Here is a 25500-nt window from a genome sequence, read left to right as displayed (position 1 = left end):
GCAACCAAAACGTCAAGTCACGTCCATGATGCCCGTCTCTCGACTCACGGCCGCCATTCCGCAGCCGGCGCCGCCTCCTCTCGCTCTTCCTGCGCGAGCTCCGCCACCTCGGCGAGGATCAGCCGCAGGGCCGTCTCGACGCCCGTGCCGGAGACCGCCGAGAGCACCAGCGGCGTGCGTCCGCAGGCGCGGCGCAGGCGCTCCTTCTGCGTCTTCAGCGTGTCCGCGTCGAGGGCGTCGGCCTTGGAGAGCGCCACGATCTCCGGCTTCTCCGCGAGCCCGTGGCCGTAGGCCTCGAGCTCGCCGCGCACGGTCTCGTAGGCCCGGCCGGCGTGCTCGCTCGTGCCCTCGACGAGATGCAGCAGCACCCGGCAGCGCTCGACGTGGCCGAGGAAGCGGTCGCCGATGCCGGCGCCCTCGTGGGCGCCCTCGATCAGGCCGGGAATGTCGGCGAGCACGAACTCGCGCTCGTCGACGCGCACGACGCCGAGCCCCGGATGCAGCGTGGTGAAGGGGTAGTCCGCGATCTTCGGCTTCGCCGCGGTCGTGGCGGCGAGGAAGGTGGACTTGCCGGCGTTGGGCAGCCCGACGAGGCCCGCGTCCGCGATGAGCTTCAGCCGCAGCCAGATCCAGCGCTCCTCGCCCTCGAGCCCGGGATTGGCCCGGCGCGGGGCGCGATTCGTCGAGGTGGTGAAGTGCGCGTTGCCGAAGCCGCCGTTGCCGCCCTTGCACAGCCGCACGCGCTGGCCGGTCTCGACGAGGTCGGCGAGCACGGTCTCGCCGTCCTCGTCGAGGATCTGCGTGCCCACCGGGACCTTCAGGATCACGTCCTCGCCCGATGCGCCGGTGCGGTTGCGGCCCATGCCGTGCACGCCCTTCTGCGCCTTGAAGTGCTGCTGGTAGCGGTAGTCGATGAGCGTGTTGAGCCCCTCGACGCAGTGCGCCCAGACGTCCCCGCCGCGCCCGCCGTCGCCGCCGTCCGGCCCGCCGAACTCGATGAACTTCTCGCGGCGGAAGGAGACGGCGCCGGCGCCGCCGTCTCCCGCCTTCACGTAGATCTTGGCCTGGTCGAGGAACTTCATCGGGCGTCCGTCCTGGTGATTGGAGGCCCGCGGCGGATCACTCCGCCGCGAGGAAGAGGGGGCGGCCCGCGGCCGTGGCGGCGGCGGAGCCGGCGGCGTGGCGCCGCGGCCCGTCTGCGGCATCCGGCTCCTCCTCGCCGTCGACGAGGAGGAGATCGGGCGCGCGCGGACGGGGCGGGGCCCAGCCGTCCCGGCTCCAGGCCTTCAGGCTCGCCCAGTCGCGCCGCGTGAGGCGGAACGTGTCGACGGGGAAGCTCCCGCGCAAGGGCGAGGTCCGGAATCCCGGCCCCTCGGAGACGAAGCCGGACTTCTCCAGAACCCGGCGCGAGGCGGGGTTGCCGACCCGCACCGAGGCGGCGACCGCCTCGCCCTCGGTGAAGGCGAAGAACGCGTCGATCATCGTCCGCGCCGCTTCGGTGGCGAGGCCCTGGCCCCAGAACGGGCGCCCGAGCCAGTAGCCGATCTCCGCCTCGCCGGCGGCGTTCGGCTCGATGCCGATCATGCCGACGAGCCGCGTCGGCTGCGCCTTGGGCGCCATGGCGAGGCGCAGGCTCGCCCCCTCCATCGCTGCGCGGCGCGCCTCGAGGACGTAGGGCGCGGCCGCGTCGGGCGGGTAGGGGTGCGGGATGCGCGCCGTCATCTCCGCCACCTCGCGCGCGCCGGCGAGGCTCACGATGGAGGCGGCGTCGGAATGGCGCGGCCAGCGCAGCCACAGCCGCCTGGTCTCCAGCCGGAAGACGTCGTCGCGGGTCAGCTCGGGAAACATGTCTCGGCTCCGGATCCTGGCGCCGGCCCCCGCTCGGGAGGGCGTCCGCGCCGTGAGAGAAACGACGAAGGGGAGGTGGCGCCCCACCTCCCCTCGTCGGTCTCCCCGAGAGCCGTTCCCGCGCATGGCGGGTGCGGCGTGTCTCTCGAAGCTCTCGCCGGGGTCTGGTGGGACCGGCGGGAGCTTCGGGGTCAACGCTCGCTCTCGCCGCTTACTCGGCCGCCTCTTGGGCGGGAATCACGGATACGAAGGACTTGCCGGCTCGCTTGCCGAACTGCACGCGCCCATCCGTGAGGGCGAAGAGCGTATGGTCCTTGCCGCAGCCGACGTTCACGCCGGGATTCACCCGCGTGCCGCGCTGGCGCACGATGATGTTGCCGGCGACGACCGCCTCGTTGCCGAATTTCTTGACGCCGAGGCGCCGACCTTCGGAGTCGCGACCGTTGCGCGACGAACCGCCAGCCTTCTTGTGAGCCATGGGTCTACTCCCGTCTCGTCTCTCGCCCTGCGATCCGGGGCGAGGCGCCGCGCGGACCGCGAAGAAAATCCAGGTTTCAGGCCTCGGCGGCGTCGCCCGCCTCGGCCTCCGGCTTCGCCAGGCTCGGCGAGGCCTTCCGCGGCGCCGCCTCGGCCTTGACCGACTTGCCGTTCGCCGCGATCTCGACGATGCGAACGGACATCAGGTCCTGGCGGTGGCCGCGCTTGCGCTTCGAATTCTGGCGGCGGCGCTTCTTGAAGGCGATGACCTTGCGGCCACGCGTGAGCGCGACCACCTCGGCCTTCACCGACGCGCCCGCCACCGTCGGCGTGCCCACCTGGACGTCCTCGCCCTCGCCCACCATCAGAACGTCGAGCTCGACGGTCTGGCCCGGCTCGGCGGAGAGCCTCTCGATCGTAATCACGTCCGACGCGGCAACGCGGAACTGCTTGCCGCCGGTCTTGATCACTGCGAACATCGTTGTCTCCTCGTGTTCGATCCGATTCTCCGCGCGGTCGCGCGAGGCGACCGACGGGACCGGCTTCTTTGCAGCATCCGGCATGCCCGCGCGCGAACGCGCTGCGGGAAGGGAGCGAGGTAGTCGCAAACGGCCCGCCTGTCAACGAGAGAAGCGCGGAAAGGCCCCGCGCGGGCCGCGCCCTGTGCGAGGGCCGGCGCGACCCGTTTCGGGCGCGACCCACGAGGAGGAGCCCCGCATGACCACTCCGCCGACGCTCGTCGTCGCCCACGACCCGCTCTGCGGCTGGTGCTGGGGCTTCGGCCCGACGCTGCGGCGTCTGCGCGCCCGGTTCGAGGGGGAAGCGACGTTCCGCATCGCCATGGGCGGGCTCGTCACCGGCGCGCGCGAGCGCATGATCGGGATCGACGCGCCCTACCTGATGCGCGGCCTCCAGGAGATCCACGCCCGTACCGGCATGAAGGCCGGCCCCGCCTTCTTCGAGCGCGTGCTCGAGCCCGGCCGCTGGGTCTCCCGCTCCGAGCCCGCCTGCCGCGCGGCGCGCGTCGCCCGGGAGCTGGCCGGCGACGCGGCGGCGCTCGACGTCGCCATGGGGTTGTGCGACGCCCTCTACGGCGAGGGCCGCGTGCCCGACGATCCCCGCACGATCGCCCGCGTCGCCGCCGCCGCCGGGCTCGACGCCGACGCGCTCCTCGCGCGCTGGTCGGCGCCGGAGGCGTTCGCCCGCACGATGGCGATGTTCGACGCCGAGCGGAAACGGGGAATCGCGAGCTATCCGGCGCTGTTCCTGGAGGACGACGGGGGCGCGCTCGTCGAGGTGCTCGCCGGGGCGGCGGCGCCCGACGAGGCGGTGGCGGCGCTGGAGGCCGTGCTGGCGTCCTGACTCTCCGGCCACCGGCCCCCTGCCCGCTCGCCGTCGACGGGGCGCCCGTCTAAGCCGCCGGGACGTCCGCGAGGTCGACGACGCCGGCCTGGGCCCAGCGCGCGAGGGTGGCGTAGAGCGCCGGGACGGAGGGCAGGCGGTGGCGGGCGCAGGTGTCGCCGTCGCCGATGCGCACGGCGACGCCACCCAGCCGGTTCACCGTCTCGAAGCCGTTCTCGTCGGTGAGGTCGTCGCCGACGAAGACCGGCCTGCGCCCGGCATAGGGCGCCTCCTCCATGAATCGCGCGATGATCGGCCCCTTGCCGGAGAGCGCGGGGAGGATCTCGCAGACCATCTTGCCGTGCTGGATGCGGTAGTCCGCCCCCAGCCGCGCGGCGAGATCCTCGACGAGGCCCTTGGCCCGGCCCTCCTCGGCCGGCGCCATGCGCCAGTGCACGGCCACGGCGCAGCCCTTGTCCTCGATGACGACGTTCGCGACGGGGTCGAGCGCCGCGTGCAGGGCGGCGATGCCGCGGCGCAGGTCCGGATGTTCCTCGGGGCGGCAGGGATGCAGCACGCCGGCGAGCCGGCGCTCGACCCCGTGCAAGCCGGCGGCGTCGCCCGCGAAGGGCGCGAGCTTCGCGTCGAGGAAGGCGATCGGGCGCCCCGACACGATCGCGAGCGCGCCGCCGAGCGCGCCCGACAGCCGCGCGAGGGTTCCGGGCACCTCCGGCGCCACGGCGACGGCGTCCGGCCGGTCGACGATCTCGACGAGGGTGCCGTCGAAGTCCAGGAAGAGGGCGTGGCGGTCGATCTCGGTCATGCGGCGGGTTTCCTCCTGCGCTCGTTCGGGCGTCCGTTGCGGCGCTCCTTGGCCTCGATGAGGCGCATGATCCGCTCCTTCTTGCGCAGGCGCGCGGCGTCGAGCAGCATCTGTCCCGCCCAGCGGTAGACGTTGCGCGCCTCCACCTGCTCGCGCATCACCTTCATGCGCTCGCGCTGCTCGGCCGAGTCCATCGTCAGCGCGCGCTGGATCACCCGGCCCATCTCGTCGGCGTCGTAGGGGTTGACGATCAGCGCCTCGGAGAGCTCGCGCGAGGCGCCGGCGAAGGCGGAGAGCACGAGCACCCCCTGCTCGTCGTCGCGCGCGGCGACGAACTCCTTGGCGACGAGGTTCATGCCGTCGTGCAGCGAGGAGACGATGCACAGGTCCGACGCGCGGAACAGCTCGAACACCTCGTCGGGCTCGTGGTGGCGCGCCAGCAGCTTGATCGGCTCCCAGCCGTCGCTCCCGTGGCGGGCGTTGATCTGCGCGGCCAGCTCCTCGGCCTCCGCCTGCAGGTTGCGGTAGCTCGCGAGCTTGGCGCGGGTCGGAGCCGCCACCTGGGCGAAGCAGAAGCGCCCTTTCCAATCGGGGAAGGCCTCGAGGAAGGCGTCGACGCCGCGCATGCGATCGAGGATGCCCTTGGTGTAGTCGAAGCGCTCGATGCCCACCCCGAGCCTGATGTCGGGGGCGAGCCCCAGCCGCTCGCGCACGGTCGCGCGGGTCTCCGGCACGGGCGGCTGCCCCTCGAGCGCCGCCGGCGGCCAGTCGATCGAGATCGGGTAGGGCCGCACGAAGGTCTCGTGGCCGCCGAGCGAGATCGAGTCGCTCTCGCGGTCGATGCGGCTCTCCATGAAGCGGTCGACCGTGTCGAGGAAGTTGTTGCAGTGGAACTGGGTGTGGAAGCCCAGGATCGAGGAGCCGAGCAGGCCGTCGATGATCTCCTCCTTCCATGGGCAGATCCCGAACGTCTCGGAGTTGGGCCAGGGGATGTGCCAGAAGGTGATGATGGTCGCGTTGGGCAGACGGTCGCGGATCATCCGCGGGGCGAGCGCGAGGTGGTAGTCCTGGATCAGCACGATCGGGTCGGGGCGCTTCGCCTCCGCCACCACCGCCTCGGCGAAGCGCTCGTTCACCGAGCGGTAGAGCCGCCAGTCGCTCTCGCGGAAGATCGGCCGCACGAAGGCGATGTGGCACAGCGGCCAGAGCCCCTCGTTGGAGAAGCCGTAGTAGTAGCCGTCCTGCTCCTCGTCGGAGAGCCACAGCCGGCGCAGGGTGTAGCTCGGCTTCGCCGGCGGCACGCCGACGCGGTCGTGCTCGTCCACCGCCTCGCGGTCGGCCGAGCCCGAGCCGTGGGCGATCCAGGTGCCGCCGCAGGCGCGGGTGACGGGCTCGAGCGCCGAGACGAGGCCCGAGGCCGGCCGCTGGACCTGGATCGTGCCGTCGTCCTTGCGGTTGTGGATGTAGGGCTCGCGGTTGGAGACGACGATCACCTCCGAGCCCGGGAGCTCGTTGGCGAGCGCCACCTGCAGGGTGTCCGGGTTCCAGATCGTGTGGACGGTGTCGATCTGGCGGCGCGCCAGCTCCAGCTCGCCGAGCGCGCTCCGGATCTCCTCGCCGATCTGCGTGTCGGAGGGCGCGTCGTCCTCCGTGCGGCCCTCGCGCACGTCCTCGATCGCCTGGCGCACGGAGTGACGCCAGCGCGAGAGCACCAGGATGGAGAGCCCCGAGGCGAGCGCCGCGCCGCCGAAGCCGACGCCGACCAGCGCGAGGATCAGCGCCATGCGCGTCTGGCCGGCGCGCTCCTCGATGAAGGCGAGGTCGTGCAGCACGACGAGCCGCGCGTCGCCCTCTCCCGGCGCCGACAGGAGATGGGCGGTGACGAGCGCCGTCTCGCCGTTCAGCGTGACCGGGCGCGGGCCGGCGGCACCGTCCGCCGGCGCGGCGTCGCAGCCGAAGTCCGCCGGCATGCCGCCGGTCGCGAGCGTCAGCGTGCCGTCCTCGCACAGCCCGATCGCCGCGATCCGCGCGTCCGTCGCGATGCGGCCGAACAGCGCCTCGAGCGCGGCGGCGTCGCCGCGCGCCCACGCGTCCTCGATCTGCGAGCGGGCGGCGTTGAAGACGAGCTGCGAGCGCAGGTCCACGTCGCGCCGCGACCAGCTCTCGACGAAGGAGGTCGCGACCGGCAGGAGGACGACGATGACGAGCCCCGCGATCAGGACGGCGAGACCGCCATAGCGGATCATGGTGCGCAAGCGACATCCCCCTCGGCGTGCCGGTCCGCCGCCGCGCTCGCGGCGGTGCGAAAGAGCCATCGTCCGGGTTATCGGAAATCTCGCCCCCGGTGGCAAGGAAACGGCCGGCGCACGCCCGCGTGCCGACCGCTCCTTTCGCCGCGGCATCAACGCGGCGGCGGGGGCGACGGTTTCGCGGGACCCGGCGCGGGGCTCTTTGCGGGGGCGTGCGCCGCTGCTACGTCGGGGCGGGTCCGGGTGCGCGACGCGTGCGCGACGCGTGCGGGGAGGGAGGCGGGATGCGGGAGATCGACGTCGCCATCGTGGGGGCCGGGGCCGCGGGCCTCGCGGCCGCCGATGCCCTGGCGGGCGCGCCGCTGGAGACGCTCGTGCTCGAGGCCGGCCCGCGCGTGGGCGGGCGGGCGCGCACGCTCGTCCGCGGGGGCCATCCGCTGGATCTCGGCTGCGGCTGGCTGCACTCGGCCGATCGCAACCCCTTCACCCGCATCGCCGACGCCCTCGGCTTCGGCGTCGACCGCACGCCTCCGCGCTGGGGCGAGCAGACCGAGGGCGAGGGGTTCGACGCGGCGGACCAGGCCGCGTTCGACGCCGCCTGGGAGGCGTTCGACGCCGCCCTGCGCGAGGGCGCCCGCAGGCGGGTCGACCTGCCGGCGAGCGCCTTCCTGACGGGCGGGCGCTTCGACCCGCTCATCGACGCGATCTCGACCTGGGTCAGCGGCGTCGCGCTCGACGAGGTCTCCACGTTCGACTACGCCGCCTATTCGGAGGCGGACACCGGCGAGAATTGGCGGGTGCGCGAGGGCTACGGCGCGCTGATCGCCGCCTTCGGCGCGAACGCGCCCGTGGTGCTCGACTGCCCGGTGACGCGCATCGACCACGGCGGGCGGCGCATCCGGCTCGACACGACCAAGGGCGCGCTCTCGTCACGGGCCGTGATCGTCACGGTCTCGACGGCGGTGCTGGCGCGCCGCGCCATCCGCTTCGACCCGCCGCTGCCGGAGAAGGAGGTCGCCGCCGCCGGCCTTCCGCTGGGCCTCGCCGACAAGCTCCACCTGGCGCTCGACGAGCCCGAGGCGTTCTCGCCGAACGGCCACGTCTTCGGGCGTCTCGACGACGCGCGCACCGGCTCCTACCTGCTGCGCCCGCTCGGCCTGCCGCTGATCGAGGTCTTCGTGGGCGGGCGCCTCGCCCGCGACCTCTCGCGGGAGGGGGACGGCGCGCTCGCGGCCTTCGCGCTGGACGAGCTCGCCGGCCTCCTCGGCGCGGGCGTGCGCCGGACGATCCGCCCCCTCGCGGCGAGCGACTGGCTGGCGGAGCCCTTCGTGCGGGGCTCCTATTCCTGCGCGCTCCCGGGCCACGCGGGCGATCGCGGCGCGCTGGCGGCGCCCGTGGACGAGCGCATCCACTTCGCCGGGGAGGCGACCTCGGCGCGGGACTTCTCCACCGCCCACGGCGCCTGGGAGACGGGGCGCGCGGCGGGTCTCGCCGTGCGCGGGCGCCTCTCGGGCTAGGACGCGCGTCCGGCACGCCGCTTGCGCGGGCGAGGCTCCACGGCGGCCGGCGCTCGGCCGCGCACGGAGGATCGTGCCGAAATGAGACACGTCCTGATGATCGGTGCCGCCGGCGGCGGCGGCTGGTGGTTCGCCCAGGCGAACCCTCCGCAGGGGGTGACGACGCTCGTCCTCGGCGGCATGTTCGTGGCCTGCGTGATCTGGGCGCTGCTGCGCGACGCCTGAGGGCGGGCGCGGTCCCCGATTTTTTTGATGCGCGGGCGAGCGAGCGTGATATAGAGCCGCCAACCGGTGCGGGGTGGCGGCTCCTGAACGAGCTCGCCCCGCGGCGCGGGCGTGGCGGAATTGGTAGACGCGCCGGATTTAGGTTCCGGTGGCGAAAGTCGTGGGGGTTCGAGTCCCTCCGCCCGCACCAAGCCGCCGGATCGGGGTTTCCGGAGCTATCCGGTCGATGGGGCTGCGCGGCCCGTGCCGTGCGCCGATCGGCGGGATCGTTCGGCGGCCGAATCTCAATTCGAGGATCGAGAACGGATAGACGCGATGCAGGTGACGGAGACGCTGTCGGACGGGTTGAAGCGGGAATTCCAGGTGGTCCTGCCGGCCTCCGAGCTCGAGAAGCGGCTCGGCGACGAGCTCGCCACCCTGAAGGACCGCGTGAAGATCAACGGCTTCCGGCCGGGCAAGGTGCCGGTCGCGCACCTGCGCCGGCTCTACGGCCGGTCGGTCATGGCCGAGGTCGTGCAGAACGCGGTGGCCGAGGCCGAGCGCAAGATCGTCGACGAGAACGCGCTCAAGCTGGCCAACCAGCCGCGCTACGACTTCCCCGAGGACAAGGAGGAGATGGAGAAGGCGCTCGACGCCAAGACCGATCTCGCCTTCAAGGTCGCGCTCGAGGTGCTGCCCACCTTCGAACTCGTGGACCTCTCGGACGTGTCGGTGACGAAGCCCGTCGCCGCGGTCTCGGACGCCGAGGTCCAGGACGCGTTGGGCCGCATGGCCGCCCAGCAGAAGCCCTTCGCGGCGAAGGCCGAGGGCGAGGTCGCCGCGGCCGGGGATCGCGTGGTCGTCGACTTCGTCGGCTCGATCGACGGCGAGGAGTTCGAAGGCGGCAGGGGCGAGGGCGTCACCGTCGAGATCGGATCGAATTCGTTCATCCCCGGCTTCGAGGACCAGCTCGTCGGCGCCGCGGCCGGCGAGGAGCGCACGATCGTCGTGACCTTCCCGGAGGCCTACCCCGCCGCGCATCTCGCCGGCAAGGAGGCGTCCTTCGCCACGAAGGTGACCGAGGTCCAGGCGCCGGGCGAGGTGTCGTTCGACGACGAGTTCGCCAAGGGCTTCGGCATGGAGAGCCTCGCCGCGCTCGAGGACGCGCTGCGCGAGGCGCTCCAGAAGGACTACGACGCGCGCTCGCGCGCCAAGGTCAAGAAGGAGCTGCTCGACCGACTGGACGAGAAGTACGCCTTCGAGCTGCCGCCGACCCTCGTCGAGCAGGAGTTCCAGAGCGTGTGGCAGCAGGTCGTGACCGACATGCAGCGCTCGGGCCGCACCTTCGCCGACGAGAAGACGACCGAGGAAGAAGCCAAGGCCGAGTACCGGACGATCGCCGAGCGGCGCGTGCGCCTCGGGCTCGTGCTCGCCCAGATCGGCGAGACCAACGAGATCAAGGTCACCGACGACGAGGTGACGCAGGGCCTCGTCGCCCGCGCCCGGCAATATCCCGGCCAGGAGCGGCAGGTGTGGGAGTTCTACCAGAAGAACCCCCAGGCGCTGGCCGAGATCCGCGCGCCGCTGTTCGAGGAGAAGGTCGTCGATCACATCCTCGCCCAGGTGAAGGTCGCCGAGGAGACGGTCGGCCGCGAGGAGCTCTTCGCCGACGAGGACGAGGGCGCGCCGGAGGCCGAGGCCGCGAGCAAGACCGAAGAGGCTTGATCCCGGGCGCCGCCCTCCCACCTTCGACAGAACCGACGAGGCCGCGCCCGGCGAAGGGCGCGGTCCGCTTCACCGGGAGCCGTGAGACGATGAGAGATCCGCTCGAGGTCTACAACAGCACGCTCGTGCCCATGGTGGTCGAGCAGTCGAGCCGCGGGGAGCGCGCGTTCGACATCTACTCGCGCCTCCTGCGCGAGAACATCATCTTCATGACCGGCCCCGTCGAGGATTATTCCGCGTCGCTGATCGTCGCGCAGCTCCTCTACCTCGAGGCCGAGAACCCGAAGAAGGAGATCTCCTTCTACATCAACTCGCCGGGCGGCGTGGTGACCTCGGGCCTGTCGATCTACGACACGATGCAGTTCATCCGCAACCCGGTCTCGACGCTGTGCGTCGGCCAGGCGGCGTCGATGGGCTCGCTGCTGCTCTGCGCCGGCGCGACCGGCCACCGCTTCGCGCTGCCCAACGCGCGAATCATGGTCCACCAGCCCTCCGGCGGCTTCCAGGGCCAGGCGACGGACATCCTCATCCACGCCCGCGAGATCGAGGCGCTCAAGCGCCGCCTCAACGAGATCTACGTGAAGCACACGGGCAAGGACCTCACCGCCATCGAGAACGCGCTCGAGCGCGACTACTTCATGACCGCCGACGCGGCCAAGGAGTTCGGCCTCATCGACGAGGTCCTGAGCCAGCGCCCCGAGCAGGCCCCGGCCTGACCCATATGGGACCTCTCTATCGACGGGCGTGTGCGATCGGTGTCGCACACGCCCGTCGGCCTATTGATCGCGGCGCGCGCGCGTGTTTGCATGCTGCCGGTACCGCCGATCGGGAGCGTCGTGAGACCCTGGCGGAGCCGGCCCGCGAGACCGCCCGGGCCGGTCCGGGAACGGGGCTACCGTTTGTTAGCCCACCGCCTATATGTATGAAAACGGCCCGCACTGCGGCGGCGCGGGCTCGGATTGGAGATCGGACATGAGCAAGACCGGCGGCAGCGATTCGAAGAGCACGCTGTACTGCTCCTTCTGCGGCAAGAGCCAGCACGAGGTGCGCAAGCTCATCGCCGGACCCACGGTGTTCATCTGCGACGAGTGCGTCGAGCTGTGCATGGACATCATCCGCGAGGAGTCGAAGACGTCGCTGGTGAAGTCCCGCGACGGCGTGCCGACGCCCAAGGAGATTCGCGCGGTCCTCGACGATTACGTGATCGGGCAGAACCACGCCAAGAAGGTCCTCTCCGTCGCGGTGCACAACCACTACAAGCGCCTCGCGCACGCCTCGAAGCACTCGGACGTCGAGCTGAACAAGTCCAACATCCTGCTCATCGGCCCCACCGGCTCGGGCAAGACGCTGCTGGCTCAGACGCTCGCGCGCATCCTCGACGTGCCCTTCACGATGGCGGACGCCACCACCCTGACGGAGGCGGGCTACGTCGGCGAGGACGTCGAGAACATCATCCTCAAGCTGCTGCAGGCGTCCGACTACAATGTCGAGCGCGCCCAGCGCGGCATCGTCTACATCGACGAGATCGACAAGATTTCGCGGAAGTCCGACAACCCTTCGATCACGCGCGACGTGTCGGGCGAGGGCGTGCAGCAGGCGCTCCTGAAGATCATGGAGGGCACGGTCGCCTCCGTGCCGCCGCAGGGCGGGCGCAAGCATCCCCAGCAGGAGTTCCTGCAGGTCGACACGACCAACATCCTCTTCATCTGCGGCGGCGCCTTCGCCGGGCTGGAGAAGATCATCTCCCAGCGCGGCAAGGGCTCGTCCATCGGCTTCGGCGCCAAGGTCTCGGCGCCCGACGACCGGCGCACGGGCGAGGTGTTCCGGGAGGTGGAGCCGGAGGACCTGCTGAAGTTCGGCCTCATCCCCGAGTTCGTCGGCCGCCTGCCGGTTCTCGCCACGCTCGAGGACCTCGACGAGGAGGCGCTCGTGCAGATCCTGCGCGAGCCGAAGAACGCCCTCGTGAAGCAGTACGCCCGCCTCTTCGACATGGAGAACGTGGCGCTCACCTTCCAGGACGAGGCGCTCAAGCTGGTGGCCCGCAAGGCGATCGAGCGCAAGACCGGCGCCCGCGGCCTGCGGTCCATCCTCGAGGCGATCCTGCTCGACACGATGTACGACCTGCCCGGCATGGATTCGGTCGAGCAGGTGGTGATCAGCCCCGAGACCATCGAGGGCAAGTCCGGCCCGCTGCTGATCCACGCCGAGCGCGACGAGAAGACCAGCGCCAGCGCCTGAGACCGACGGCGACGGTCGTCGCCGATCGACCGATGGAGTGGCTGCCCTCTCCCGCGTGGAGAGGGCGGGGCGTCGGGCTTAAGGATAAAGCTCGGCGTCCATACCCCGGGGGGGCGTCGACGCGCTGCACCCGCCCGTAGTATAGTCCTGCATGCCCCACACCCCCGGCCCCTCTCCACGGGGGCTAGTCGATTCACACATCTGCGGCTCATCGCGCCGAAGCATGGATCCTGCGACGCGTGGTAGAAGCGTCGTCCTTCCCTGTAGGGGAAGGTGGCGCCGCGCGCAGCGCGGTGACGGATGGGGCGCGGCGCGTAGCGACGCGTTCCGCGAAGCGGAAGCCACCGTATCCGCTGCCGCCGTCGCTCTTCGGCTGCGCCGAACGCGCGTTCCGCGCGCCCCATCCGTCTCGCCGCTGCGCGGCGAGCCACCTTCCCCTACAGGGAAGGACAGGGGGTGCCGACGTCCTGCGGCAATCTCCCCGGCGCAGGTCGTCAAGGGCCGGGCCAGGCTCAGGAGATGTGTGCATCGACTAGCCACGGGGGAGAGCGTCGGCGGACGGCATGAATGTCGTCACAACCGCCTGAGCTGCACCTCCTCGATGCGGTGGCTCGCGCCCTTCTTGAGGATCAGGCTCGCACGCTGGCGGGTGGGGACGATGTTCTCGCGCAGGTTGGGCAGGTTGATGCGGTTCCACAGGCCGTCGGCGATCTCGATCGCCTTCGCCTCGTCGAGCTCGGCGTAGCGGCGGAAGAAGGAGCGCGGGTCCCGGAAGGCCGTGTGGCGCAGCCGCAGGAAGCGGTTGACGTACCAGCGGTGCAGGTCCGCCTCGTCGGCGTCGAGATAGATCGAGAAGTCGAAGAAGTCCGAGACGAACGGGATCGCCGTGCCGTCCTTCGGCAGCCGCGCCGGCTGGAGCACGTTGAGCCCCTCGACGATGAGGATGTCGGGCCGCTCGATCACCACCTCCTCGCCGGGCACGACGTCGTAGACGAGGTGCGAGTAGAGCGGCGCGCGCACCGTGCTCTCGCCGGACTTGATGGCGTTGAGGAAGCGCAGGAGCGCCGCCGTGTCGTAGCTCTCCGGGAAGCCCTTGCGCTCCATCAGCCCGAGCCGGTTCAATTCGGCGTTGGGCAGGAGGAAGCCGTCGGTCGTGACGAGCGTCACCTTCGGGGTGTTGGGCCAGCGCGCCAGCAGCGCCTCGAGCACGCGCGCCGTCGTCGACTTGCCCACCGCCACCGAGCCCGCCACGCCGATGATGTAGGGCGACTTCACCTCGTTCTCGGCGAGGAGGAAGCGCTGCGTCGCCTTGAACAGGCCTTGAGTCGCCGCGACGTAGAGCGACAGGAGCCGCGAGAGCGGCAGGTAGATGGCGATGACCTCGTCGAGCGAGATCGGGTCGTTGAGGGACTGGAGCCGGTCGACCTCCTCCGCCAAGAGCGTGAGCGGCGTGTCGGCGCGCAGATGCGCCCATTCGTCCCGGGAGAACCGGCGGTAGGGCGAGATCGTCCCCTCGCGGGCGGCCTCGGCGAGGGTCTGGCGCTGGGCGGGATCGGTCGGCGTCACGGGCGGCCTCCCTCGTCCTGCGACGAGCGGACGCCCTCCGTCGTCCGCGCCGCCTTCTCCGCGAGGCCGGAGCGGCCGGTGCGGGCCTCGAGCTCGGCCATGACCTCCTCCAGCGCGACGCCGCGGGCCGCGAGCAGCGCGAGCAGGTGATACAGCACGTCGGCGCCCTCCGACACGAGCGCCGCGCGATCGCCGGTCGCGCCCGCGATCGCGGCCTCCACCGCCTCCTCGCCGAGCTTCTTGGCGGCCCGCTGCGGGTCGGCGACGAGGCGGGCGGTGTACGACTCCTCCGGCGCGGCCTGGGCCCGCGCGGCGAGGTTGCGCTCGAGGTCGTCGAGGGTGAAGCCGGTCATCGCGTGCGTCTCCGCATCGGCCCGCTCACGCGTCGAGCCGCACGGCGAGCCCCGCGTCCGCCATGGCGCGCTTGGCCTCTCCGATCGTGTGCTCGCCGAAATGGAAGATCGAGGCGGCGAGCACCGCGCTCGCGTGGCCGTCGCGCACGCCGGCGACCAGGTGGTCGAGGCTGCCGACGCCGCCCGACGCGATCACGGGCACGCTCACGGCGTCCGCGATGGCGCGCATCAGCGCGACGTCGTAGCCGGACTTGGTGCCGTCCCTGTCCATCGAGGTGACGAGGAGCTCGCCGGCGCCGAGCGCGACGACCTCCCGCGCGTAGGCGACGGCGTCCAGCCCGGTCGCCTTGCGCCCGCCGTGGGTGAAGATCTCCCAGGCCGCGGGCTCGCCCTCGCGGGAAACGCGCTTGGCGTCGATGGCCACCACGATGCATTGCGCGCCGAACTTCTCGGCGGCGCGGCGCACGAAGTCGCGGTCGGCGACGGCGGCGGTGTTGATGGAGACCTTGTCGGCGCCCGCCAGCAGCAGGGCGCGGATGTCGTCGACCGTCCGCACGCCCCCGCCGACGGTGAGCGGCATGAAGCAGGCCTCTGCCGTGCGTGTGACGACGTCGAGCAGGATGCCGCGGTCCTCGTGGCTCGCGGTGATGTCGAGGAAGCACAGCTCGTCGGCACCGGCCCGGTCGTAGGCCACGGCGCATTCGACCGGGTCGCCCGCGTCGCGCAGATCGACGAACTGGACGCCCTTGACGACGCGGCCGTCCTTCACGTCGAGGCAGGGGATCAGGCGGGTCTTGAGCATCGCGCGGCCGGTGTCTCTCGAACGCGGCCCGCCCGGACGGGCGGGCCGCGCTCAGTCATGCGCGAGGGCCGCGCGAGCCGTCAAGCGCGGGCGCGATCAGACGTTCGACTGGATCCAGCGCTGCAGGTCGCCCTTGGGCGCGGCGCCGACCTTCTGGGAGGCGAGCTCGCCGTCCTTGAAGATCATCAGCGTGGGGATCGAGCGGATGCCGAGCTGGCCGGCGATGCCGGGGTTCTCGTCCACGTTGATCTTGGCGATCTTGACCTTGCCCGCCATCTCGCCGGCGATCTCCTCGAGCGCCGGGCCGATCATGCGGCAGGGGCCGCACCACTCGGCCCAGAAATCCACGACCACCGGCTCGCCGGACTTCAGCACGTCCGTCTCGAAGCTCTGGTCGGTCACCTTCACGGTCGCCATCTCGTGTACCTTTCTCTCGGAGGGCGCCGTGCGCCCTCGACCTCGTCGTCTGGCGCGAAGGTAGGCGTCGCCCGCACGCCGATCAAGCGGGCGGAAACACGGCTCCCGGGACCGTGATCGCGCGCCGGCCGCAGGCGGCCTGCCGGGCGCGGCATCGGCGACGCGGCGGCCCGCCCGGCTTCTCCCGGGCGTGCGCGGCCCCTATATTGCGGCGACGACGCCCGCCTCACGCACCCCTCGAGAGGATGCCCATGCCCCGCACGCCCGCCGCGCCGAGCCTCATCCACGCCCCCGGCGGCGCCCGGCCCGATTTCCCCGCGGACGGCCCGCAGGTCCATTCCTACACGCTCGACAACGGCATGGACGTCGTCGTGGTGCCCGATGGCCGCGTGCCGGTCGCGACGCACATGGTCTGGTACCGCAACGGCTCGGCGGACGACCCGATCGGCGTCTCCGGCATCGCCCACTTCCTCGAGCACCTGATGTTCAAGGGCACGGAGAAACACCCGGCGGGCGCGTTCTCGAAGGTGGTCTCCGAGCTCGGCGGGCAGGAGAACGCCTTCACCTCCTACGACTACACGGCCTATTTCCAGCGCGTCGCCAAGGAGCATCTGGGCACGATGATGGGCTTCGAGGCCGACCGCATGGCGAACCTGCGCCTGTCGGACGAAGTCGTCGCCCCCGAGCGCGACGTGGTGCTGGAGGAGCGGCGCATGCGCGTCGAGACCGATCCCGCCGCGCAGCTCTCCGAGGCGATGGCGGCCTCGCTCTTCGTGCACCATCCCTACGGCATCCCGATCATCGGCTGGATGCACGAGATCGAGGCGCTCGATCGCGGCCACGCGCTCGACTATTACGGCCGCTTCTACACGCCGGAGAACGCGATCCTGGTGGTGGCGGGCGACGTCGTGCCCGAGGAGGTGCTGAGCCTCGCGGACGGCACCTACGGGCAGGTCGCGCCCCGCGGCGCGCGCCCGGTGCGGGTGCGCCCGCGCGAGCCGGAGCCGCGCGCCATGCGCCGCGTCGCGGTGGCCGATCCGCGGGTCGAGCAGCCCACGCTCCAGCGGCTCTATCTCGCGCCCTCCGCGCGCACCGGCTCGGCGCGCGAGAGCGCGGCGCTGGAGGTGCTGGCGGAGCTCCTCGGCGGCGGGCCGACCTCCTACCTCTACCGCACGCTCGTGCTGGACGAGGCCGTCGCGGTGAACGCGGGCGCCTGGTACATGGCGTCCGCGATCGACGACACCCGCTTCGCCCTCTACCTCGTGCCCGCCCACGGCACGAGCCTCGAGGCGGCGGAGGAGGCGCTCGACGCCGCGATCCGCGCCATCCCCGATGCGGCGCTCGCGGAGGCGGCGATCGTGCGCGCCAAGACGCGGCTCGTCGCCGAGACGGTCTACGCCGCCGACAGCCAGACCTCGCTCGCGCGCATCTACGGCGCGGCGCTCGCCATCGGCGAGACGATCGAGGACGTGATGCGCTGGCCCTCCGACGTCGAGGCCGTGACCCGCGAGGATCTCGTCGCCGCGGCGGCGCGCGTGCTCGCCCCGCACCGCTCCGTCACCGGCCAGCTCCGCAAGGCGGGCTGAGGCGCCACGCATTCGGGGAAGGCCCCCGGGAAGGAACAACCATGTCCGTCGCCGTCACGCCCGTGACCGCCCCTCCCGCGAAGGTCGGGCGCGTGATCACGCCCGCCGGCATCGAGGTCTGGCACGTCGAATCGCACGTCGTCCCGCTGGTGGCGCTGTCGTTCCTCTTCGAGGGCGGCGCCGCGCAGGATCCCGCGGGCAAGGCCGGCCTCGCGCAGACGACCGCGCGGCTCCTCGACGAGGGCGCGGGTCCCCATCCCTCCGCCGCCTTCCACGAGCGCCTGGCCGACCGGGCGATCGAGCTGTCCTTCAACGCCGGCCCCGATTCGCTGGGCGGCTCGATGAAGACGCTGACCCGCCACGCCGACGAGGCGTTCGACCTGCTGCGCCTGGCGCTCGTCGAGCCGCGCTTCGACGAGGAGGACGTCGAGCGGGTGCGCGCGCAGTCGATGGCGGGCCTGCGCTACCAGATGAAGGACCCGGGCACCGTCGCCTCCCGGCGCTTCTTCGCGGAGGCCTTCCCGGGCCATCCCTACGGCACGCCGACCTCCGGCACGCTCGACAGCCTGCCCGCGATCTCGCGCGCGGACGTCGTCGCGCTCCATCGGGCGCAGGCCGCGCGCGGACACTTGAAGGTCGCGGTCGTCGGCGCCATAGGCGCCGACGAGGTGGCGCGGCGGGTGGACCACGCCTTCGGCGCGCTCCCCGCGCAGCCCACCCTCGCCCCCGTGGCGCCCACCGCGCTCGCGGAGGTCGGCGCGCGGCACGTGGTCGAGATCGACGTCCCCCAGTCCGTCATCCGCTTCGCCATGAACGGCCTGCCCTGGTCGGACCCCGACTTCGTGCCGGCCTACGTGCTCAACCACGTGCTCGGCGGCGGCGCCTTCACCTCGCGTCTGTTCCAGGAGGTGCGCGAGAAGCGCGGGCTCGCCTACTCGGTCGGCACCTCGCTCGCGACCTTCCGCGCGGCATCGATGACCTGGGGCTTCACCGCGACGAAGAACGAGCGCGTGGCCGAGGCGCTCGGCGTGATCGCCGGCGAGATCGACCGGCTGCGCGAGGAGGGACCCGCGGCGGAGGAGCTCGAGAAGGCCAAGGCCTATCTCACCGGCTCCTATCCGCTGGGCTTCGACACGTCGACCAAGATCGCGAGCCAGCTCGTGCAGATCGCCTTCAACGATCTCGGCATCGACTACGTGGCCCGCCGCAACGCGCTGGTCTCGGCGGTGACGCTCGAGGACGTCCGCCGCGCCGGCGCGCGCATGCTGGGCGACGGGCGCATGCTCACCGTGATCGCCGGCAAGCCGGAGCTCTGAACCCCGGCGCCTTCCGGGCGCCGGGCGCGCGCCTGCACCCCGATGCGGGCCTCGCGCGTTGACCCGCGCGATCGAGGCGCGCGATCGGCCCGCGGGGCTGGTGCGCGGCCCGCGTCCGGCGTATCTGTCGGCGCACAGGCAACAGGGAGACGGCAATGGCTTTCAAGCACGCGATCGACCTCGCGCTCGGCCGGCGCATCGGCGGGGCCGGCGTGCCGGAGACGGCGATCGAGGCGGGCACCACGCTGGCGGCGACCGGGATGAAGCGCCTGCGCGCGGAGGCCGCCTCCGGCGCGCTGCCGCTCCTCGGCATCCCGGCCGAGACCGGCGATCTCGAGGAGATCCGCGCCGCCGCCGCCCGCATCCGCGAGGGCGCGAGCGACGTCGTCTTCCTCGGCACCGGCGGCTCCTCGCTCGGCGCCCAGACGCTGGCGCAGCTGAAGGACTACGCGGTGCCGGGTGTCGGGCGCCTCGCCGCGGGGCCGCGCGTCCACTTCATGGACAACCTCGACCCCGTCACCTTCGGCCGCCTGCTCCAGGCCCTGCCGCTCGAGACGACGCGCTTCGTCGCGATCTCGAAGTCCGGCGGCACCGGCGAGACGCTGATGCAGACGATGGCCGTGCTCGCGGCGCTCGACGCCGCCGGCCTCGACGCGGGTGAGCGCTTCACCGGCATCTCCGAGCCGCGGCCGGCGGGCGGCAGGAATGCGCTGCGCGACCTGCTCGAGCCCACCGGCGCGCCGATCCTCGCCCACCACACCGGCATCGGCGGGCGCTACTCGGTCCTCACCAACGTCGGCCTGCTCCCCGCCGCGGTGACGGGCCTCGACATCGCCGCGATTCGCGCCGGCGCCGCCGACGCGCTCGCGCCGGTCATGGACGCGGATGGCGGCGCCGACAGCCCGATCGGCCAGGGCGCGGCCTTCGCCATCGCCTTCGCGCTCGAAGCCAAGCCGATCTCGGTGGTGATGGCCTACGCCGACCGCCTCGAGCGCTTCACCCGCTGGTGGGTGCAGCTCTGGGCCGAGAGCCTCGGCAAGGACGGCAAGGGCTCGCAGCCGGTCGCCGCGATCGGTCCGGTCGACCAGCACAGCCAGTTGCAGCTCTATCTCGGCGGACCCAACGACAAGGTCTTCACCGTGATCACGACGGGCACCGCGGGCGCGGGGCCGCGCATCGACGCCGGCCTCGCCGAGCGCGGCGGCCAGCCCGGCTTCGCCGGCAAGACGATCGGCGACCTCGTCGCCGCCCAGGGCCGCGCGACCGCGGACACGCTGGCGGCGAACCACCGCCCGGTGCGCACGATCCACGTCGACACGCTCGACGAGCGCGCGATGGGCCATCTCCTCATGCACTTCATGCTGGAGACGATCCTCACCGGGTATGCGCTCGGCGTCGATCCGTTCGATCAGCCGGCGGTCGAGGAGGGCAAGGTGCTCGCCAAGCGCTACCTCGCGGAGGGCTGATCCACGCGTCGTCCCCCGGTTTCATGCCGCCGGGCGTCGACAAGCGTGGCGAACGCGGGTGAAATGCTCCGGCCCGTCGCCCGTGCGACGGGTCGTCGCACGGCGTCACGTGCCGCCTTCGCAGAAGACCCGCATGAAGAGCCCCCCGCGCCGCCCCGTCCTGATCTCATCGGCGGCGCTCGTCATCGCCAACCTGGTGCCGCTCGCGGGCGTGCTCCTCGGCGGATGGCGGGTTTTCGACGTGCTGATGCTGTTCTGGGCGGAGAACGTCGTCATCGGCGTCCTCAACCTCGCGCGCATGGGGATGGTGTCGCTGCGCGGCGAGCGCGGGGGGCTCGCGATGGCGGGCTTCTTCGCGATCCACTACGGCATCTTCACCCTCGTCCACGGGATCTTCCTCGTGACGCTGTTCGGCCCGCCCGGCGCCTCGCCCCTCGCGGGCTTCGCCCTCCTGCTCGCGCCGGGGCTCGCCCTGCCGCTCGCGGCGCTGGCGGCGAGCCACGGGCTCTCCTTCGTCGTCAACTTCGTCGTGGGCGGCGAGATGGACCGCACGACGCTCGGCGCGCTGATGGCGGCGCCCTACGGGCGCGTCGTGGTCCTGCACGTGACGATCATCTTCGGCGGCTTCGCGGTGGAGGCCTCCGGCGCGCCGGTCCTGGCGCTGGCGCTGCTCGTCGCCCTGAAGATCGGGGTCGACCTCGCCGCGCACGTCGCCGAGCACCGCGGGCCGAGATCCGCGCCGGTGCGGCCCTGACGCCGCTGTGCGCGGTGCATTGCACGTCCGCGACATGGGAAACTCGTTGCAGAAAGGGCACGTCGGTCCGCGTTCGGCCCGCGCGCCCGCCCGGCCCATCGGTCGCCACAATCGCGCCGCAGGCTGGGATGGTTCGCACGCCAGACGTCGACCCGCGGCCGACAGCACGCCGCGCAAGCAACGGACCGATCATGCCCGACCAAGCAGACCCCCGACCTCGTCCCGCCGCGTCCGCCCGGGGCACCGCCTTCAAGCCGATCGCGCTCCCTGCGCTCAGGGGAGTCCTGCTGACCAAGCAGGCCTGCGAGACGAAGGCGGCGGCGAAGCCGACGCTTCCGGAGGATCTCGAGCGGTTCGGTCGAACCTGCACGGCCTGAGGAGGCCGCCCGCGGCGGGTCGGGGTCGACGCCGATCGGTTTCCCCCGCCGTGCATGCGGAATAACCCGCGGGGGATGGACAGCCCCGGGGGCGGCTGCGACGATGCCGGAGAGGAGAGCCGAACAGGCCGCTCGCCCGAGGACATCGCCGCTCATGCCGACCCTCTACCTCTGCCATCCCGCCTCCCTCGACCACGAGACGCCGCTCGGGCATCCCGAGCGGCCGGACCGCATCCGCGTGGTCGAGCGCGCGCTCGAGGACGAGCGCTTCATGACCCTCGTGCGCGAGCAGGCGCCCTGCGCCGAGCACGAGACGATCGCCCTCGTCCACCCGCGCCGCTACATCGATGCGATCGTCGAGGCGGCCCCGCGCGAGGGGCTCGTCGCCATCGATTCCGACACCGTGCTCTCGCCGGGCACGCTCGAGGCCGCCCTGCGCAGCGCCGGCGCCGCGATCCAGGCGGTGGACGAGGTGATGGCAGGCACGGTCACGAACGCCTTCGCCGCCATGCGCCCGCCGGGCCACCACGCCGAGCACGCCCGGGCGATGGGCTTCTGCTTCTTCAACAACGCCGCCATCGCCGCGCGCCGGGCGCAGACGATGCACGGCGCCGAGCGCGTCGCGATCGTCGATTGGGACGTGCACCACGGCAACGGCACGCAGGAGATCTTCTGGGAGGACGCCTCCGTCCTCTACGCCTCGACCCACGAGATGCCGCTCTATCCCGGCACCGGGGCGCTCTCCGAGCGGGGCGAGCACGACACGATCGTCAACGCGCCGCTCTCCGCCGGCGACGGCTCCGACGTCTTCCGCGAGGCGCTCCTGACCCGAGTCCTGCCCCGGATCGACGCGTTCCGGCCGGACCTGATCGTGATCTCGGCGGGCTTCGACGCGCATTGGCGCGACCCGCTCGGCAACGTCATGCTCACCGAGGCGGACTTCCAGTGGGCGACGCTCAAGCTCATGGACATCGCCGAGCGCCGGGCGAAGGGGCGGGTCGTCTCGCTGCTGGAGGGCGGCTACGACCTCGAGGGCCTCGCTCGCTCGGTGGCCGCGCACGTTCGGGCGCTGATGGGACAGGCCTGACCGCGGAACCCCGCCGGCGACCCGCCGTTCCCTCCGCCCGATGGGCTCCAGGCCCGAGGCGAGAGGAGACCGACATGGCAGGTACGAACGTCACAGGCCCCCGCGGCGACGTCCCCAAGAACGAGACCGAGCGCCTGATCGCCTCGGACAAGGTCGAGGGTACGGCGGTCTACAACGAGGCCGGCGAGCACCTCGGCTCGGTCTTCAACTTCATGGTCGACAAGTATACCGGCAAGGTCGCCTACGCGGTGATGTCCTTCGGCGGCTTCCTCGGCATCGGCGAGCGCTACCACCCGCTGCCCTGGGAGAAGCTCGACTACGATGCGCGGCTGGGTGGCTACGTCGTCGATCTCGATGCCAGGGCCCTCGAGGCCGCCCCGAGCTACGGCCGCGACGAGACGCCGTGGACGGATCCGGAATACGGCCGGAACGTCTACGGGTACTACGGCGTCCCGTACTGGTTCTGAGGCCGAAGATCCATGGCGCGGGCGGAATCGGCGCCGCTCACGGCTTCGCCCGCGCCGCGCCCCGGGCGCGGTGCACGAGCGAGGCCGTGTAGATCACGAGCGCCGCCCAGATCATCGAGAAGGCGAGGAGCTGGGTTCCCCCGAACGGCTCGTCGAACAGGAACACCGCGGTGAGAAAGATCATCGTGGGCGCGATGTATTGCAGGATGCCGATCGTCGACAGCCTCAGGCCCTTGGCGCCGTAGGCGTAGAGGATCAGCGGCACGGCCGTGACGATGCCCGACCCGATCAGCAGCCAGCCGTCCGACGGCGCTGCCGTGAAGAAGCGGCTCTCTCCCCGCGCCGCGATGGTCGCGAGCACGACGATGGCCACCGGCGCGAGGACGAGCACCTCCAGCAGGAAGCCCTGGTTCGGCCCGATCGGCAGCCACTTCTTGAAGAAGGCGTAGCCGCCCCAGCTGAGCGTGAGCACGAGCGCCGCGACGGGCACGCGCCCGCTCTGCACGGTGAGCAGGATCACCGCCGCGGCGGCGAGGCCGATCGCGGCGATCTGCGCGGGGGAGAGCCGCTCCTTCAGCAGCACGGCGCCGAGGAACACCGAGAAGATGGGGTTGATGTAGTAGCCGAGCGCCGCGTCGAGCGCGTAGCCGGCGCCGACCGCCCAGACGTAGGTCCCCCAGTTGACGGTGATGAAGGCGGCGGTGATCGCGGCCATGCCGAGCGTGCGCGGCGAGCCGAGCGCGCGGCGCAGGTCGCCGGTGCGCCCGGTCGCCCAGAGGATCGCGGCGGCGACGGGAATCGACCAGAGGATGCGGTGTGCGACCACCTCCACGGGCGGCACGTGGGCGAGCGCCTTCATGTAGAGCGGCAGGAAGCCCCACAGGACGTAGGCCGAGACCGCGAAGCCGAACCCCGCCGCCGTATCCTCGTTCGTCGCCGGTGCGGCCATGACGATCTCCAGGGGCCGCCCCGCGGGCGGCCCGCGGGGAGGAAGACCACCGAACGGAGTGCGAGGCAAGGGGCCTCCCGGGGCGGCCACGCGCAGCCGGTCCGTGCCCGAACGCGCGGGCTCAGCCGAGGAACGGGATCGCGTCCCGCCACGCGAAGGCGAGCGCCAGCGACATGGAGACGATGCCCGTGAGCACCGCGAACCAGAACGCACGCTCCATCCTCATCGGCATCTCCCCTACGGCGTCTCGGAGCCGCGCTCAGACGAACTCGAAAACCTCGGTGCGGATGTGCGACGCGGGGACGCCGAGCGTCTGGAGCGCAGCGCGGGCGGCCTCCGTCATGGGCGTGGGGCCGCACAGGAAGCACACGAGGCCCTCCCTCGAGGCGGGCAGGTGGCGCTCGAGGATCTCCCGCGTCACGTACCCGCGCTCCCCGTCCCAGCCGTCCGGCGGGTCGGCGAGGACATGGACCACCGTCAGGTCGAGGCGCGTCGCCAGCGCGTCGATCTCCTCGCGATAGGTGATCTCCGAGGCCGTCGGGTTGCCGTAGAGCAGCCGGAGGGGGCGGGTCTCGCCGCGCTCGGCCAGGCTGCGCAACACGCTCAGGATCGGCGTCACGCCGATGCCGCCGGCGATGAAGACGTACCCGCTCGCATCGGGATGCGCGTCGACCGAGAAAACGCCGTAGGGTCCGTCGAGGTAGGCGATCTCGCCGGGTGCCACGTCGCGAATCGTTCCGGAGAAGTCGCCCAGGGCCTTGATGCCGAAGCGCAGCCGCGGCAGCTCCTCCGGTGGCGACTCGATCGAGAACGGGTGCTCGCGCAGCAGGAACGGCGACGACCGCAGGGTCAGCCAGGCGAATTGTCCCGGCGCGAACCGCCGCAAGCCGGGATGCCCCTGCGGCTCCAGCGCGAGGGTCGCGACGTCGCCGGGCCGGGCCTGCACGTCCATGACCCGGTAGGGCGCGCCGACCTGTCGCCACGGCTTGACGAGGCGCACCCACAGGATCGCACCGAGCCACGATGCCGTGAGCGCGACCCATATCGCGGTCGTGCCGGAGAGCGTGGTGTAGGTCCCGACGCCGAGGACGTGCGCGATCGCGGCGGCGAAGCCGAGCGTCGCCAGCCCGGCGTGGAGATAGCGCCATGCGCCGTACTCGAGCCGCAGCGGCTTGCGCCACTGCGACGTGACCACCGCCGCCCCGAGCAGCAGCAGGGCGGCGCGCCCCGACGTCAGCTCCCACCGCGCCTCGCGCGGGTCCAGCACGCCGAGAGCATCCTCGTAGAACAGCCACAGGATGGCGAAGTGCGTGGCGACGAGGCCGATCGCGATCCAGGCGAGGTAGCGGTGCAGGAGGTAGACGACGTCGATGCCGAACGGGCTCGTCAGGCGTCGGAACCGGGCGGTGAGCACGAACTGCAGGCCGAAGAGGCCGAGGCCGGCGAAGCCGAGCCCCATGGAGAATTCCCACGCCCGCTCGCCCGGGGGTGGGAGTCCTCCGGCGAGGAGGACGATCACGGGTGCGCACACGAGTGCGAAATACCCGGCGATCCATGCCGCGCGGCGCCAGCGACCCCCCACCGTCAGATCCCGGTGCGGATCGACGGCGCGCCCTTGTGGTCGTCCAGCCGGCCGAGCGTGCCGTCCAGGACGCGACGCAGCTTCTGGAGCGCGCCGGACACCGCGGCGTCGATCGTCCCGGCGTCGTCGGTGACGGTCTCGGGCCTGCGGCCCGCCGGCCGGACCTCGATCACGCACCGCTTGTCGTTCGGGCCGGGCTTGGCGCCGTTCACGTCGGTCAGATGGATCTCGAGCCGCGTGATCCGCTCCTCGAAGCGTCCGAGAGCGTCGCGTGCGGCGGTCTCGACGCGGCCCGCGAGGGCGTCGTCGCCGACGATGCTGGAATCCGTGTTGACCTGAACCTGCATGTCTCGCTC

The 25500-nt window shown here is 72.0% G+C and carries 26 protein-coding genes and 1 tRNA gene; 14 read left to right on the top strand and 13 right to left on the bottom strand.

Going from position 1 to position 25500, the window contains the following annotated elements:
• Positions 1 to 44 precede the first annotated feature (44 nt).
• The 4 genes from obgE to rplU form a co-directional block, all read right to left on the bottom strand.
• Positions 45 to 1082, bottom strand: coding sequence for a GTPase ObgE (gene obgE, locus AB9M23_RS07415; RefSeq protein WP_372423863.1), 1038 nt, complete (start codon positions 1080 to 1082; stop codon positions 45 to 47).
• 37 nt (positions 1083 to 1119) lie between these two features.
• Complete coding sequence (locus AB9M23_RS07410; RefSeq protein WP_372423861.1) at positions 1120 to 1848, bottom strand: GNAT family N-acetyltransferase; 729 nt, start codon at positions 1846 to 1848, stop codon at positions 1120 to 1122.
• Between the two features lie 211 nt (positions 1849 to 2059).
• On the bottom strand, positions 2060 to 2326 hold the full coding sequence (rpmA, locus tag AB9M23_RS07405; protein WP_372423860.1) for a 50S ribosomal protein L27: 267 nt from the start codon (positions 2324 to 2326) through the stop codon (positions 2060 to 2062).
• Positions 2327 to 2402: 76 nt separating this feature from the next.
• On the bottom strand, positions 2403 to 2804 hold the full coding sequence (gene rplU / locus AB9M23_RS07400; RefSeq protein WP_372423859.1) for a 50S ribosomal protein L21: 402 nt from the start codon (positions 2802 to 2804) through the stop codon (positions 2403 to 2405).
• 238 nt (positions 2805 to 3042) lie between these two features.
• Here rplU and AB9M23_RS07395 point away from each other — a divergent pair, with 238 nt between their 5' ends.
• Positions 3043 to 3687: a DsbA family protein gene (locus tag AB9M23_RS07395; RefSeq protein WP_372423858.1), complete on the top strand. Its 645-nt coding sequence runs from the start codon at positions 3043 to 3045 to the stop codon at positions 3685 to 3687.
• A gap of 49 nt (positions 3688 to 3736) precedes the next feature.
• Here the strand turns inward: AB9M23_RS07395 and otsB are convergent, their stop codons facing one another.
• Positions 3737 to 4489: a trehalose-phosphatase gene (gene otsB / locus AB9M23_RS07390; protein ID WP_372423856.1), complete on the bottom strand. Its 753-nt coding sequence runs from the start codon at positions 4487 to 4489 to the stop codon at positions 3737 to 3739.
• On the bottom strand, positions 4486 to 6735 hold the full coding sequence (locus AB9M23_RS07385) for an alpha,alpha-trehalose-phosphate synthase (UDP-forming) (RefSeq protein WP_372423854.1): 2250 nt from the start codon (positions 6733 to 6735) through the stop codon (positions 4486 to 4488). Before AB9M23_RS07385 ends, otsB begins: the two co-directional genes overlap by 4 nt.
• Positions 6736 to 7022: 287 nt before the next feature.
• Here AB9M23_RS07385 and AB9M23_RS07380 point away from each other — a divergent pair, with 287 nt between their 5' ends.
• From AB9M23_RS07380 to clpX, 6 genes are all read left to right on the top strand, one after another.
• A complete protein-coding gene (locus tag AB9M23_RS07380) occupies positions 7023 to 8255 on the top strand; it encodes a flavin monoamine oxidase family protein (protein WP_372423853.1) in 1233 nt (410 codons plus the stop codon).
• An 81-nt stretch (positions 8256 to 8336) separates the two neighbouring features.
• Positions 8337 to 8480 carry a hypothetical protein gene (locus AB9M23_RS07375; protein WP_372423851.1) on the top strand — a complete coding sequence of 48 codons (144 nt, stop codon included), beginning with the start codon at positions 8337 to 8339 and terminating at the stop codon, positions 8478 to 8480.
• 105 nt (positions 8481 to 8585) lie between these two features.
• Positions 8586 to 8670: transfer RNA gene (locus AB9M23_RS07370), tRNA-Leu, on the top strand.
• A gap of 125 nt (positions 8671 to 8795) precedes the next feature.
• On the top strand, positions 8796 to 10184 hold the full coding sequence (tig, locus tag AB9M23_RS07365; RefSeq protein WP_372423849.1) for a trigger factor: 1389 nt from the start codon (positions 8796 to 8798) through the stop codon (positions 10182 to 10184).
• 89 nt (positions 10185 to 10273) lie between these two features.
• The gene (locus AB9M23_RS07360; protein ID WP_372423848.1) at positions 10274 to 10900 is read left to right on the top strand and encodes an ATP-dependent Clp protease proteolytic subunit; all 627 of its coding nucleotides are present in this window, start codon (positions 10274 to 10276) and stop codon (positions 10898 to 10900) included.
• A 256-nt stretch (positions 10901 to 11156) separates the two neighbouring features.
• Positions 11157 to 12422, top strand: coding sequence for an ATP-dependent Clp protease ATP-binding subunit ClpX (gene clpX / locus AB9M23_RS07355; RefSeq protein ID WP_372423847.1), 1266 nt, complete (start codon positions 11157 to 11159; stop codon positions 12420 to 12422).
• A gap of 573 nt (positions 12423 to 12995) precedes the next feature.
• Here the strand turns inward: clpX and coaA are convergent.
• The 4 genes from coaA to trxA all read right to left on the bottom strand — a co-directional run bounded on the left by coaA (position 12996) and on the right by trxA (position 15560).
• Positions 12996 to 13988, bottom strand: a complete 993-nt coding sequence (gene coaA / locus AB9M23_RS07350; RefSeq protein ID WP_372423846.1) for a type I pantothenate kinase — start codon at positions 13986 to 13988, stop codon at positions 12996 to 12998.
• Entirely contained in the window at positions 13985 to 14341 is a 357-nt protein-coding gene (locus AB9M23_RS07345) for a phosphoribosyl-ATP diphosphatase (protein WP_372423845.1), read from the bottom strand. Before AB9M23_RS07345 ends, coaA begins: the two co-directional genes overlap by 4 nt.
• A gap of 25 nt (positions 14342 to 14366) precedes the next feature.
• Entirely contained in the window at positions 14367 to 15143 is a 777-nt protein-coding gene (gene hisF, locus AB9M23_RS07340; protein ID WP_372423844.1) for an imidazole glycerol phosphate synthase subunit HisF, read from the bottom strand.
• 96 nt (positions 15144 to 15239) lie between these two features.
• Positions 15240 to 15560 (bottom strand): thioredoxin TrxA, encoded by a 321-nt coding sequence (trxA, locus tag AB9M23_RS07335; protein WP_372423842.1) that lies wholly within the window; start codon positions 15558 to 15560, stop codon positions 15240 to 15242.
• 251 nt (positions 15561 to 15811) lie between these two features.
• Here trxA and AB9M23_RS07330 point away from each other — a divergent pair, with 251 nt between their 5' ends.
• From AB9M23_RS07330 to AB9M23_RS07300, 7 genes are all read left to right on the top strand, one after another.
• Positions 15812 to 17146, top strand: a complete 1335-nt coding sequence (locus AB9M23_RS07330; protein ID WP_372423840.1) for a M16 family metallopeptidase — start codon at positions 15812 to 15814, stop codon at positions 17144 to 17146.
• 41 nt (positions 17147 to 17187) lie between these two features.
• Positions 17188 to 18462 carry a M16 family metallopeptidase gene (locus AB9M23_RS07325; protein ID WP_372423838.1) on the top strand — a complete coding sequence of 425 codons (1275 nt, stop codon included), beginning with the start codon at positions 17188 to 17190 and terminating at the stop codon, positions 18460 to 18462.
• A 155-nt stretch (positions 18463 to 18617) separates the two neighbouring features.
• A complete protein-coding gene (locus AB9M23_RS07320; protein ID WP_372423836.1) occupies positions 18618 to 19928 on the top strand; it encodes a phosphoglucose isomerase-related protein in 1311 nt (436 codons plus the stop codon).
• A gap of 133 nt (positions 19929 to 20061) precedes the next feature.
• A complete protein-coding gene (locus AB9M23_RS07315) occupies positions 20062 to 20682 on the top strand; it encodes a DUF6498-containing protein (protein ID WP_372423835.1) in 621 nt (206 codons plus the stop codon).
• A gap of 191 nt (positions 20683 to 20873) precedes the next feature.
• Positions 20874 to 21059 (top strand): hypothetical protein, encoded by a 186-nt coding sequence (locus AB9M23_RS07310; RefSeq protein ID WP_372423833.1) that lies wholly within the window; start codon positions 20874 to 20876, stop codon positions 21057 to 21059.
• A gap of 154 nt (positions 21060 to 21213) precedes the next feature.
• The gene (locus AB9M23_RS07305) at positions 21214 to 22146 is read left to right on the top strand and encodes a histone deacetylase family protein (RefSeq protein WP_372423832.1); all 933 of its coding nucleotides are present in this window, start codon (positions 21214 to 21216) and stop codon (positions 22144 to 22146) included.
• Positions 22147 to 22220: 74 nt separating this feature from the next.
• Entirely contained in the window at positions 22221 to 22613 is a 393-nt protein-coding gene (locus AB9M23_RS07300) for a PRC-barrel domain-containing protein (protein ID WP_372423831.1), read from the top strand.
• Positions 22614 to 22650: 37 nt separating this feature from the next.
• Here the strand turns inward: AB9M23_RS07300 and rarD are convergent, their stop codons facing one another.
• From rarD to AB9M23_RS07285, 3 genes are all read right to left on the bottom strand, one after another.
• Positions 22651 to 23562: an EamA family transporter RarD gene (rarD, locus tag AB9M23_RS07295; protein WP_372423830.1), complete on the bottom strand. Its 912-nt coding sequence runs from the start codon at positions 23560 to 23562 to the stop codon at positions 22651 to 22653.
• A gap of 259 nt (positions 23563 to 23821) precedes the next feature.
• A complete protein-coding gene (locus tag AB9M23_RS07290) occupies positions 23822 to 25021 on the bottom strand; it encodes a ferredoxin reductase family protein (RefSeq protein WP_372423829.1) in 1200 nt (399 codons plus the stop codon).
• 125 nt (positions 25022 to 25146) lie between these two features.
• A complete protein-coding gene (locus tag AB9M23_RS07285) occupies positions 25147 to 25491 on the bottom strand; it encodes an HPF/RaiA family ribosome-associated protein (protein ID WP_372423827.1) in 345 nt (114 codons plus the stop codon).
• Positions 25492 to 25500 lie beyond the last annotated feature (9 nt).

The sequence above is a fragment of the Salinarimonas chemoclinalis genome, assembly GCF_041514305.1.
In the GTDB taxonomy this organism is placed as follows: domain Bacteria; phylum Pseudomonadota; class Alphaproteobacteria; order Rhizobiales; family Beijerinckiaceae; genus Salinarimonas; species Salinarimonas chemoclinalis.
The sequence above is the reverse complement of the archived record's forward strand: the minus strand, read 5'-3'. Positions and strand labels throughout refer to the sequence as shown.